Below are 12,578 nucleotides of genomic sequence, written 5' to 3' on the forward strand. Positions count from 1 at the left end.
CCGGTACCCGCGCTGACGAGGACAGCCTATCGCTGCGGTCAGGTCTGACAATCGCACATTTTCGTCTCCACAGAGCGGGCCGACCTGTCGATTTAATGCAATACGAAAATGATAAGGCGGCCACGTCCGCGCAAGCTGGCGAAGACATCGTCGAATGTCAGACCTGACCCCAGCGGCCGGCGTAGGTCAGGCGCCGGTACGGGTCCGTCTAGAATGCGTGGCGCATCCCGAGATTCAGCGCCGATGAGCCGCGCCCGAGGGACGAGGCGTTGCCGACCGTGTAGCCGGCGCCGTTGCGGTTGGTGATGCGCGAGTAGGCGGCGTAGAAATCGGTGCGGCGCGACATCGCGTAGGTGGCGCCGAAGGCCATCTGCTTGGCGTCCTGGTTGGCCAGGTCGCGGTCGTTCTTGCGGATGTACGAAACGAGCAAGGTGGTGGCGCCGACCGGCAGCGCCATGCCGACGAGCACGTCGCGGCTGTCGGTCGACGGCGTGCTGGCCATGCCGGCGCCGTACGGATTGTCGGGATTCCACAACGGCGAGCTGCCCCGGCCGCGGCTGGCGCTGTAGGCGACGTAGGCGGTGGCGATGCCGACACGCACGTTAGCGGCGAGGATCGAATTCTTGGCGTCGGTGTTGTTGCCCATCGCCGTCGATGGCGCCACCAGCGCGACGTTGCGGTTCTGGTGCGCCGCGCGTAGCGTCAACGGGCCGTTCTCGACGCCGACCGACACGCCCCAGGCGCGGTTGGCGCGGCCGTTGCCGACGATCTCGCCGGCGCCGTAGGAAGCGGATGCCGACACGCCGTTCAATTCGGCGCTGTACAGGATGCTGTTGTCGACCCGGCGTTCGCCGCTGCCGATCAGGTTGCCCGCGGTGCCGGCCATGCCGCCCTTGAACGGGTCGCCGACGTAAGTCAGCGCGTCATATTCGAGATTCTGGTGGCGCCCGACGGTGACGGTGCCGGCTTTGCCGCTGACGCCGACATACGCCTGGCGGCCGAACAGTTGGCCGCCCTGGCCGGCGCGGCCGGTGTCAAGCTGCAGGCCCGCTTCGAGCGCGTACACGACCGACAGGTTGCCGCCGAGCGACTCGCTGCCGCGCACCCCGAGGCGCGATTCGGCAGCGACGCCGCCGTCGACGCGGACGCTGCAATGCTGGCAGCCGCGCTCGCTGACGAGGCCACCGTCGACGACGCCGTAGACGGTGGTCGAACTTTGCGCCAGGGCGCTGCCAACGCTTGCGCCAAGCAGGGCGAAAACACAGCCGGTTCGTTTCATGAGCGGGCTCCAACAAACGGGTGACGTTGCATCATGCTTACGTTATCCGCTTTTATTGTCAACCGATCTGTCGGCTATCCCACATAGCAGGCTCAACATTTCCTGCCCTTTTTATCGGCGTGCTCCGACATTACACTTATTTGTTCCCTGCTAGAAAATTAATTTACCTGTTGTGAACGTGGCAAGCGCACCGTGAACGTGGTGCCGGAGGCGTCGCTGGAACTGACGACGATGCTGCCGCCGTGGGCGATGGCAATTTCGCGGGCAATGAACAGGCCCAGGCCAAGGCTGGTGCGCGGGCGGTCGTCGCCGCTTTCGGCCGGCAGCTGGATCAGCGGGCGGAAAATCGATTGCAGCGAGGCAGGCGGGATCGTTTCGCCGCGGTTATTGACTTCGATGGTGACGGCGTCGTCGTCGGCGCGCGCGCGCACCGTCACCGGCGTGTCCTTGCCGCCGTACTGGGCGGCGTTGACCAGCAGGTTCGTGTAGAGCTGGTGCAGCCGCACGGCGTCGAACACGCCCGTCAGGTCGCCCGTCAGGTCGACGTCGAACCGGCTGCCCGGATGGGTCGCGCTGGCGTCTTCGACGGCGGCGTGGAAAATTTCGCGCACATCGGCGGCGCCCGGAATGGTCGGCATGCCGGCGCCGAGTTGGGTGCGGGTATAGCCGATCAGGTCGTCGACCATCAAGGTCATCAGGCGCGACGCGCGCTCGATGCGCAGCCCGATCGGCCCCACCTTGGCGGGCGGCGTCTGTTCGCTGGTGAGCAACTGGCCGGCCATCGACAGCGTCGACAGCGGCGCCCGCAGGTCGTGCCCGAGCACGGCGAGAAACAATTCGCGGGTATGGTCGGCGCGCGCCGAATACGTCACCACCGATTCGGCCAGCGCCTGGTCGATCGCTTCGTTAAAGCGCACCATGTCGTTGGTGGTGCTGGCCGACATCGCGCTCACCTGCGGCAGCCACAGGCGCAAGACGGTGGCGCGCAGGGCGCGAAATTCGGCGCTCAGCTGGATCAGCGAAAAATTGCTGTCGTGGCGCAGCGCGCCGTGGATCGACGCCGCGCTTGCGACAGTGGCGTCATCGTCCGGCGCCCGCCCCTGCGACTTTTCCAGCTGCTCGGCCGGGTTCTGGCGGGTGGCGATGTCGAGCGCGATGGCCTGCAAGATCCCCTTCGCGTGGTCGCGCAGCGCCAGCGCCGTCATCTGGCTGGCCGCTGGCTCGAGCGTGCCGGCAAACGCTTCCCACTCCGACAGGATAGTATCCATGTGGTCGGTGATAAAGGCAGTCAGTGTCATGCGCGCTTTCGTGGAGGAGTGCGCGCATTGTATGCCGATTTCAGTTGTCCGCTATCAACTAGTTTGCTGCCGCCATGCGGCGATGCGCGCCAGCGCCGCCTCGATGTTGTCGAGTGAAAAAGGTTTCTGCAACCAGAAGGAGCCTGGCGGCAAGTCGCTGCTGGCGCCGTAGCCGCTGGCAAACAGCACCGCGTCAATGCCGTGCGCGCGCGCCCGCTCGGCCAGCTCGTAGCCGGTTATGCCAGGCAGGCCGACGTCGGTGAGCAGCACGTCGAAGCTGCGTTGCGCCAGCAGCGCCAGCGCCTCCTCGCCGGAGCCGGCCGACGCGACCTGGTGGCCGAGCGCGGCGAGCACTTCGGCCGTCATCTCGCGCATGTCGGCGTTGTCTTCCACCATCAGGATCGACAGCGCGGCGGGCGACGCGGCCACCGCTGCGGCCGGCATCGGCGGCGCCGCCAGCGCCAGCCGATGGTCGCGGTTGGCGAACAGGTGGCGAATCTTGCGCGCCAGGTCGCCGCGGCTGTAGGGTTTGCTGAGCAGCGCGACGCCGCTTTCGAGCCGGCCGGCATGGACAATGCCGGTTTCCGTGTAGCCGGATGTAAACAGCACTTCCAGCGCCGGCTGCGCCAGCTTCGCGCGGCGCGCCAGTTCCGGGCTGCGCAAGGCGCCGGGCATGACGACATCGGTAAACAACAGGTCGACCGGCAGGCCGCTGTCGATGATGGCCAGCGCGCGCCCGGCGTCCGGCGCTTCCAGCACGCGGTAGCCAAGGTCGGCCAGCAGCGCGACGCCGATGGCGCGCACCTGCGCGTCGTCCTCGACCACCAGGATCGTTTCATTGCCGCCGACCGCGTCGCGCGGCGCCGGCACATCCTCGACGTACGGCGCCGCCAGCGAACGCGGCAGGTAAATGCGCACGCTGGTGCCGACCCCGACCTTGCTGTCGATCCGCAGGTGGCCGCCGCTCTGGGTGACGAAGCCGTACACCATCGACAGGCCGAGCCCGGTGCCGTGGCCCTCCGGCTTGGTGGTGAAGAACGGCTCGACGGCGTTTTGCAGCACCTCTTCGCTCATGCCGCTGCCGCGGTCGGACACCGCCAGCATCACATACTGGCCGGCAGCGGCGCCCGGCTGCCGGCGCGCGTCATGCTCGGCCAGCTCGGCGTTGACGGCCTCGATGGTCAACTTGCCGGCGCCGTCCATCGCGTCGCGCCCGTTGATGACCAGGTTCAGCAGCGAGTTTTCGAGCTGGTGCGGGTCGATCAGCGTATTCCACAGGTCGGCGGCGATGATCGTCTCGAGCTCGACCTGTTCGCCCGTCGAGCGCAGCAGCATATCGCCCAGTTCGGCGATCAGCACGCCCGGGTTGATGACCACCGGCTCGAGCGGCTGCTTGCGGGCGAACGCCAGCAGCTGCGAGGCCAGCTTGGCGCCGCGCTCGACGCCGGCGATGGCGCCGTCCAGACGCGCGTGGCCGCCGGCGCCGCCGACGAACGGGCGCAGCAGCTGCAGGTTGCCGCCGATCACTTGCAGCACGTTGTTGAAATCGTGGGCGACGCCGCCGGTCAGCTTGCCCACCGCCTCCAGCTTTTGCGACTGGCGCAGCGCGCTGTGGGCCGCTTCCAGCGCGGCGCCGCGCTCGGCCACGCGCAGTTCGAGCGTGTCGTTCATGCGCTGCAACGCCTCGTTGGCATCGTACTGGTCCTGGATGTCGGTGTTGATGCCGACCCACAGCCTGCCGCTGGCGCTGTCGCTGGCGCTGTCATCCGGCACCGGCAGGCCGCGCGCATGAAACCAGCGATAGGCACCGTCGGCGCGGCGCAGCCGGAAGTTGCTGCGGTAAGGGTCGCCGCCGGCGAGCGCCGCCGACCAGTCGCGCAGCACCGCCGGCAAGTCGTCGGGGTGGACGATGCTGCCCCAGCCGTCGCCGTCGAGCTGGCTGAATCCCCGGCCGGAGTAATCGAACACGCGGTCGTTGAACCAGTTCAGCTTGCCGTCGGCGCCGGACGTCCACATCTGGTCCGGCATTGCCTGGGCCAAGGTGCGAAAGCGCTGCTCGCTGGCGCGCAGCGCCTTGTCGGCGGCAACGCGCGCCGTAATTTCGAGGAACAGCACCGAAAACAGTTGCGGACTCTGGCGCCGCGCGCGCGCCTCGTAGCAGCGCTCCAGCGCCGGAATGTCGACTTCGAAATCGTTCGGCTCGCCCGTTTCGACCACCTGCGCGTAGGTGTCGATCAGCGACTGCTGCAGACCTGGAATGGCTTCGCGCGCGGTGCGCCCGATGGTGGTCGCCGGGTCGAGCCCGGTCTGGCGGCCGAACGCCGGATTGCACTCCAGGAAGCGGAAGTCGACCATCTTGTCGGCGTGGTCGCGCACTGCCTGGCCGACGAAAAACGCCTCCTGCATGTTTCCGAACAGCCCGCGCCAGCGTGATTCGCTGCGGTGCAGCGAGGTCTTTTCGATGACATGCTGGGTCGTTTCGGCGCACACGCACAAGGCGCCGCCGACGACGCCGTTCTCATCGCGCAGCGGCGAGAACGAAAACATGAACCAAGCCTGCTCCGGAAAGCCATTGCGCTCGAGCGTGACGGGCAGGTTTTCGAAGAAGCTCGCCTCGCCGGCATACGCGCTGGCCACGATCGGACAGATTTCGGGCCACACTTCCGGCCACACTGCCGACATCGGCCGGCCCAGCGCATCGCCGTGGCGTGCGCCCAGCACCGGAATATAGCTGTCGTTGTACAGGAAGGCGCATTCGGGCCCCCACAGCAACAGCATCGGGAACTTCGAACCGAGGATCATGCCGGCCATCGACGCGAGCGTCGGCGGCCAGTCGGCCGGGTGGCCGATCGGCGAGCGCGACCAGTCGTGGGCGCGCATCGCCGCCGCCATGTCGCCGCCGCCGTCGAGGAAGCGAGGAGCGATTGCGTGATGTGTCATTGTGCCCGTCTGGCCGGCGGTGGATTAGGTGAGTGGACTTTGTTGCTATTGTCCACGAATAAGCCGCAACATGCCAACACCGTCGTCGCCACGTGCCCGCTAGCGCTGGCCGGACTTGGCGATACCGGGCTCGGCGCCCAGTTCCGGCTGGCCTTCCAGGTGGGTGACCTTGGCGTTGGCGCCGCTTTCGATCGAGCGGACCATGTCGAGAATGGTCTTGTTGACCCATTCTTCCGGCGTGCCGACCATCTTGAAGGCGATATCGCGCGTCACCTGTTGCAGTCCGCCCTCCACTTTCTGGAATACCGCATAGGTGTCGAGGTGGAAGCCTTTCTGGTAGCGGTACAGGCAGCCGTGCAAGGTCAGGTTGCTGGAACCGGAGATGGTGCGTTGCGCGCGGGCGGTCCAGACGGCGCCTTCGCAGTTGGCCGTTTTCATGCCGACGCCGCCGTTTTGCATCGCCGCCATCTGCATCATCGCGCCGATCCCGGTGCCGGCCATCTTCGAGCCCATGTCAACCAGCGTGAAGCGACCTGGCGTAGCCGGCACCGCCACGCCCATCTGCAGCGGCGTGTTCGTGTCGACGGCATTCGAATTCTGGCCCAGTCCATCGGCGGCGGCCTTCGCCACGGTGGCGGTGCCGGCGGTCGTGCGGATATCGAAGATGTGATACATCTCGACGGTGGAAGTCTTGTTGGCCAGGTAGGTGTTGGTACTGCCGCAGGCGGCCAGCAGGGCCAGCATCGGGACCAGGACGAGGATATTTTTTTTCATTTTGCAGCTCCGTGTAGTTCGCGTTGATCGCTTCGTTGCGACTCAGGACCAAGTGTACGAAGCTGCCCGCTTCCCATCCATAACCTTGCGATGAGGCAAGTATTAATCGCGATGAACGCCGGTTTCCGTGGAATTCGCAGATGTAGCCGTTCCAGCTCAGCAGCCGTCCGGCTTCCATTCCCACTGGCCGGAAAACGGGTTGTGGCAGTACGGCGCCTGGAACTGCACGGTGCAACCGTTTTCGAACGTCCTGCTGCAGGCGCCGTTGTTGCAGCGCGTCGTCGAGCGCACTGCCCTTCCCGCCGGCGGGCTGCACTGCCTGGCCGGCGCCGCAGGCTTGATGGCCGGCTGCACGCCGCCGACCTTATCGGTCCACGTCAAGATATCGGTGCCATTGCACTCTGCGGTGTCGGCAGCGACGCACTCGCGGTAGGCGTCGTCCGCCGCCGCCTGCGCGCTGGCGCGACCGGTCACCCAGGCGCAATCACCTTTGCCGCACACCAGCGCGCCGAAACCCAAGAGGGTGTACCGTCCGCCGACCACGCATTTGGCGGACGTGCCTGCCTTTTTCGCCTGCGCGCGGCAGCCTTTCAGCGCCAGCGCATCGGCCCCCGCCTGGTTCGGCTGGCTCCAGGAGACGTAGATTGTTTGCGCAGCCTGGCCTTTGACGTAGGCAAGCGCAGTGGCGGCATTGCCGATCGAAGCGAACAGTAAAGCGATGAGAAACAGACAGAGGCGCTTCATGGGAAAACCTTTTCGTAATTGATCGACGTGACGGTGCAAACCGCCGCCCGCAGGCGACGGCATTCATTCTCAAACAGGTATTTACATCTGCCGGAACGCGGCCTGAAAACCGACGCTGACGGCCAGCCTGATGCCGCTGTCCTTCAGGCGGATTTCCATGTGGCCGTCGTCGCGATAGATCGACTCGATCCGGCGCAGATTGACGATGGCGCCGCGGCTAACCTGCAGGAAGTCGTCCGGATTGAGCTCGTCGACCAGTTCCTTGATCGGGCGGCGGATCAGCGCTTCGCTGTGGCCCGTGACGACACGGGTGTACTTCGCATCCGACTGGAAGTAATGCACCTCGTCGATCGTAATCAGGCGCAGCGAGGCGCCGACCGATGCCTGGATCCAGCGCAGGTATTTGCGTTCGGGCCTGGCGGCGATCATCTCGAACACCGCTTCCGGCACCGCCTTGCGATCGCTGGCGGCGCGCGCCTGCAATCGGCCGATCGTCGTCAGCAGCCTGCCGCGCTGCAGCGGCTTGACCAGGTAATCGACCGCGCCCAGCTCGAACGCTTCGAGCGCGTGCTCGTTGTACGCGGTCAGAAACACCACGGTGATGGTGTCGCGCACCGCCTTCGCCACTTCCAGGCCATTTAACTGCGGCATATTAATATCGAGGAAAACGACATCCGGCTTTTGCGCCTCGATTGCGCGCAGCGTGCTGACGCCGTCGCCGGTTTCTGCCAGGATCTTCAATTCCGGCCACAGCGCCGCCAGTGCTTCGCGCAATTCGTCGCGCAATAGCGGCTCGTCTTCGGCCAGGATGGCCGTCATGATGTTCATTGCTTTCTTTCGTAAGGCACAGTGACAGTGGCGATAAAGCCGCCATCGGCCTGTGCGCCGACTGCGAGCCAGGCGCGGTTGCCGTGCATCGCTTCGAGCCGCTGGCGGATATTACTGAGGCCCACGCCGGTGCCACCAACGCTCGAGAAACCGGCGCCGTTATCGGCCACCGATACGCACAGATGCTCGCCGTCGCGCTCGCAGCTGATGGTCAGCTTGCCGTGGGCTTTGTCGTGCAGGCCATGCTTGATCGAGTTTTCGACCAGCGAGATCAGCATCGCCGGCGGAAAATCATGGTGCGTCAGCGCGTCCGGCACGATAAAGCCGTACGACAGCCGCTCGCCCATGCGGATCTTCATGATCGCCAGGTAGTGCAAAATCAGGTCCATCTCGTTGCCGACAGTCGACGCGTCCGAGCGCAACTCTTCGAGCGTGCTGCGCAAATAGACGATCAGGTGATCCATCATTTCTTCGCCCGATTCCACGCTGGACCGGTACAGGTGGCGCACGTTCGCCAGCGTGTTGAACAGGAAGTGAGGCTCGATCTGCGCCTGCAGGATCCGCAATTGGGATTCGACCGCCTGGGCGCGCAGCGTGTTTTGCCGCGTCATCGCGTTCGATAGAATCAATTCGCTCGACATGCGCTGGAAAACCTGCGTCTGCATGAAATTCATCAGCATCTGCACATCGACCGGATTGGCGAACAATTCGAGCTTGTGGAAGCCGCCGCGCAATTCGAAATCGATCTGCAAATCGGTGGCGCCGCTTGGCGCCTGCAGCGGGATCAGTTTCATCCGCACTGACGAATTACTCCACGTCAGGGTGAAAGCGGTGCGGCCGTCGGTCTGAATAGTGGCAATGCGGACGGCCGCCTCGACCAACATGCGGTGATAGCGCGACGCCGACTGGTGGCCGAGCCGATCGATGTGGCGCAGCAGCGATTCGGTCACCACGGCCGGCGCGGCCGGGAAAACAATCACCCGGTGATTGAAGTTGTCGTCCGCCAGCGTCGCAATCTTCGCTCCCGCGCGGCGCAAGAAATGAAACCGCGCCCAGGCCAGGCAGATCGACGCTACCAGTGCGATTTTCGCCAGCACGCCGGCCAGCGCCAGCACGTGCGGCAGCGCCATGCGCGGCCACAGCGGATCGGCCGGATCGAGCTTGGCGCCGACTACGCCAGCCAGCGCCATTGCACAAGCGATCATCGCGGCAAACGCAAAAAACTGGGCGAACGCCTGCGCCTGCATGCGCAGGCCAAGCAGAAGCACCTTGCCGCGGTCGGCGCCGGCCTGCCCGTGCGCGAGCCAGCACGAGTACATCGCGTACAGCAGCGCCGACGACGCCGGCCACTGCCAGGTCAGGTGCGACTGCGTTGCAGTGGCAAAGCCGATTGTGGCCGGCAGTGCGATCAGCGTCAGCAGCGCCAGATCGGCCGCCGACGTATCGCCGGCGCCAGTGTTAATTTTCATTGCGTGTTCCGTTGTTGTTCACGTGAGGCTAGTGTGCCCAGCTGCAACTGCAACCGCAGCAAGCGTGCGATGAATGCGGGGAGAACGCGGATAACGTCGGGGATTCGGGGAATTGGCGGGAGCGCATCGAAGGCGAGCCGCGGACGGGTTCGCGAGGTGTGCATGCGGCATTATTGCTTAACAGAACTATTCGTGCAAGATCCATCTCCAGACGACAACCTTGCTGTCGCTATCCTTCGAACGGCACCATCACGCTCGACGTAAATCCACCTTCGGCCAGTGCCCCCACCTCCAGCCATGCACGGCTGCCGTACATCGCCTCCAGCCGCTGTCGTATGTTACTCAGCCCAACCCCGGTACCTTCTACGCTGGAAAACCCGGCGCCGTTATCGGCAACCGTTACGCGCAGATGCTGTCCCTCCCGCTCGCAGCTGATCGTCAGCTTGCCACTCGCCCTGTCATGCAACCCGTGCATGATCGAATTCTCGACCAGCGAAATGAGCATCGCCGGCGGAAAAGCGTGCTGCGACAACGCGTCCGGAATAATGAAGCCATACGACAGCCGATCGCCCATCCGAATCTTCATGATCGCCAGGTAATGCAGGATCAGGTCCATCTCCTTGCCGACCGTCGATGCATCCGAGCGCAGGTCTTCGAGCGTGCTGCGCAAATAGACGATCAGGTGGTCCATCATCTCTTCGCCGGCGTCGACGCCGGAGCGATACAGGTGGCGCACATTGGCCAGCGTATTGAACAGAAAATGCGGCTCGATCTGCGCCTGCAAGATGCGCAGCTGCGATTCGATGGCCTGATGGCGCAATTCGTCCTGCCGCGTCACCGCGGTCGACAACGCGAACTCGCTGATCAAAGGCTGGAACAGGTGCGTCTGCAGATAGGCATGAATCGACTGCACTTCGAGCGGATTTGCAAACAGCTCGGTGCGGTAGTGCCCTCCCCGCAGTTCGCCGGTCACGTGCAGTTCGACGGCCGCCGGCCCCAATCCGACGACAGCGATGCGAATGCGCACCGGGCACATGGTCCATTGCAGCGTGTAGAACTGGTGGCCAGCGAGGTCGTGCACGGTGACGCTGGCATGCGCATCGTAGAAGAAGCGGCGATAGCGCGTCGTCGCTTCATGCGTCAGGCGCTCCAGGTAGCGCACCAGCACTTGGCTGGCGACCTCGCGGGAAGCCGGCAGCAGCACTACTTTCCGGTAATAGCTGCCGTCCGCCACGGCACGCAGATTCAGGCGCTTTTGCCCGAAGGTGTACACACGCGACCAGGACAGCCCGATCGAAACCGCCGCAATCGACTTGGCCATTCCAAATAGGAGCAATGCAAGATTGTCACCCTCCGCAAGCGCATTCCCCATCGCCCGGATCGAGACGCCGGACATCGCATCGAGGACAGCGGCAAGCAACAACACATACACCAGGATGGTGGCAACCTGAATGGCGGCCTGCGCCTGGATTCGCAATGCAAAGGCGACGCCGTTCTTCAATGATCCCGTCGCCGAAAAACGCTTCGACGCCCACCACAGATAGGCCGCCTGAAAGACCACGTCCGCCGTCAGCCACTGCCACGTTGGAATCCGGCCGAATGCCAGGCAGAACGCGATGCCGGTGGCGATACCGAGCGGCACCATAACAATCAGGTCGTTTGCCTTTACCCTGTCATTCGACGCGCTCAATTTCATTCCGGACTCCGCATTTGATGGATATTCTTATTTTGCAGCACGGAGTTTGCGCTGGCCGGCTTGATGCGATGGATGAAGGTAAAAGCGCGACGAGTGCGCGATAAGACGGAATTCGCCCGCGGCGATTATGCGCCGAGCGCCTTGCGATCGGCGCCATGCGCCCGGCAAATCACGGGATTGTCGGGGTCGAGGCTCCATTCGCAGCAGCCGCCGTCATAAACGGCGATGCGTTCCCAGTTCATCAGCCAGGCACAGAAGAATGCCAGCGACGCGCTCATGCTGTTGACGTCGTCGTCGTCGCCCCTGCCCTGAGCGGCAGTCCGGCATTGGTCCGGGCATCGAAGCCGCCATCGAGCAGGCCCACATCGGCCACTCCCGCATACAGCATCAGGTGCGCCGCGCTTCGCCGCCGCCAGCCGATTGCGCCCGTAAAGGACGACGGTCGTGTCGTGGCGAATGCCGTGTTCCAGCAACAGGCGCTCGAGCGCCGTGTCGGATGCCTTGTTCCACAGCGGGCCATGCTCGAAGCGCGCGGTATCGGTATAGCCGGCGCCGGCGATATGCCCACGCGCGAATGCATCCGATGCGCCGAAGCCGATTTCAAACAGGTGCCATTCATTCGCCGGCGCGGCAACCAGCGACACCCCGGCGACCAGGCCCGCCACCCAGGCGAGCCGCCAAACACGCTCAGTCCTGAGCGGCTGAAAATCATCGCCAAGGGATCGGCCGCAAAGCTGTCCATATGCTCGAGAATATGGAAGACGCGGGCGCCAACGACGCCGGCGATCATGACGGTGACGGCAAAGTTGGGTACGATTTCCTGCGGCGCGATGTCGAGCCACCCTGCCGCACCATCCTTGCCGGTTATGCGCCGCTTGACATTGCCGAGCTGTCCGCTGGCGTGCATGCGTGCCAATTCCGCGCTGAGCAAGGCAGACGCGGCGAGCATGGCAAACGCGACGAACAAGCCGAACATCGCGATCGGCAGCGGCAGATCGTAGCCAGTGAGAGCCTTGATTACATCACTCAAATAAGGAAACGACATGAACACTCTATTATTGACTAGTGGGGACTGCGAATAAAAATTCGCGGCACTTGATTGACGGCAGAATTTATCATGAATTCGCGACAACTCAGCGAATAACCTCCGGCGTCCACGGGGCATACAATACTGGTTTGCCGCCGCTGCGCCGGACTGGCCGAAGCGCGCTGCAGACGTTGGCTTAAGCAAGCACCATAAGAGTGGCGCTTCTTAGAACCAGCAGTAATAAAGGTGTTTGCTTCGGCGCGATTTGCGGCCCCGCCGATTATTGCGCTGACATCCGAACATACATATATCCGGTGCCAGCAGATTGCTGCGCATCTCTCCACAGGCAGCGATACGCTGGCCCTGTCTCGAGAAATCGATCACACCATGATGAAGATTTGACTGACATCGGCATAGGGGGCAGCCCAAAAGGGCCGCTCCCCTGCCACACCACCCGGCATGCGGGTCCGCACCGGGCGATTCGAGTAGTTGAGGTTAAGAAAGACGTGGTACGCCAAGGCGA

The 12,578-nt window shown here is 64.2% G+C and carries 9 protein-coding genes and 1 pseudogene; all 10 read right to left on the bottom strand.

The annotated features are described in order from the left end of the window. Positions 1–208: 208 nt before the first annotated feature. Positions 209–1,279, bottom strand: coding sequence for a porin (locus ACP7DD_RS19215; protein ID WP_426176406.1), 1,071 nt, complete (start codon positions 1,277–1,279; stop codon positions 209–211). A gap of 158 nt (positions 1,280–1,437) precedes the next feature. Beyond that, on the bottom strand, positions 1,438–2,577 hold the full coding sequence (locus ACP7DD_RS19220) for a sensor histidine kinase (RefSeq protein WP_426176407.1): 1,140 nt from the start codon (positions 2,575–2,577) through the stop codon (positions 1,438–1,440). Positions 2,578–2,631: 54 nt separating this feature from the next. Continuing rightward, the gene (locus ACP7DD_RS19225) at positions 2,632–5,517 is read right to left on the bottom strand and encodes a response regulator (RefSeq protein ID WP_426176408.1); all 2,886 of its coding nucleotides are present in this window, start codon (positions 5,515–5,517) and stop codon (positions 2,632–2,634) included. A 99-nt stretch (positions 5,518–5,616) separates the two neighbouring features. After that, positions 5,617–6,291, bottom strand: a complete 675-nt coding sequence (locus ACP7DD_RS19230) for a hypothetical protein (protein WP_426176409.1) — start codon at positions 6,289–6,291, stop codon at positions 5,617–5,619. 156 nt (positions 6,292–6,447) lie between these two features. Beyond that, positions 6,448–7,035 carry a hypothetical protein gene (locus tag ACP7DD_RS19235; protein WP_426176410.1) on the bottom strand — a complete coding sequence of 196 codons (588 nt, stop codon included), beginning with the start codon at positions 7,033–7,035 and terminating at the stop codon, positions 6,448–6,450. Positions 7,036–7,116: 81 nt separating this feature from the next. Continuing rightward, complete coding sequence (locus tag ACP7DD_RS19240) at positions 7,117–7,863, bottom strand: LytR/AlgR family response regulator transcription factor (RefSeq protein ID WP_426176411.1); 747 nt, start codon at positions 7,861–7,863, stop codon at positions 7,117–7,119. After that, positions 7,860–9,332 carry a sensor histidine kinase gene (locus ACP7DD_RS19245; RefSeq protein ID WP_426176412.1) on the bottom strand — a complete coding sequence of 491 codons (1,473 nt, stop codon included), beginning with the start codon at positions 9,330–9,332 and terminating at the stop codon, positions 7,860–7,862. Before ACP7DD_RS19245 ends, ACP7DD_RS19240 begins: the two co-directional genes overlap by 4 nt. Before the next feature lie 229 nt (positions 9,333–9,561). After that, positions 9,562–11,028, bottom strand: coding sequence for a sensor histidine kinase (locus ACP7DD_RS19250; protein ID WP_426176413.1), 1,467 nt, complete (start codon positions 11,026–11,028; stop codon positions 9,562–9,564). 125 nt (positions 11,029–11,153) lie between these two features. After that, positions 11,154–11,693, bottom strand: a complete 540-nt coding sequence (locus ACP7DD_RS19255) for a hypothetical protein (RefSeq protein ID WP_426176417.1) — start codon at positions 11,691–11,693, stop codon at positions 11,154–11,156. Between the two features lie 65 nt (positions 11,694–11,758). Then, a pseudogene (locus tag ACP7DD_RS19260) lies at positions 11,759–12,193 on the bottom strand (hypothetical protein); the annotation flags it as partial. Positions 12,194–12,578: the final 385 nt, after the last annotated feature.

It is taken from the genome of Massilia sp. TWR1-2-2 (assembly GCF_049897565.1).
In the GTDB taxonomy this organism is placed as follows: domain Bacteria; phylum Pseudomonadota; class Gammaproteobacteria; order Burkholderiales; family Burkholderiaceae_D; genus JAFCUW01.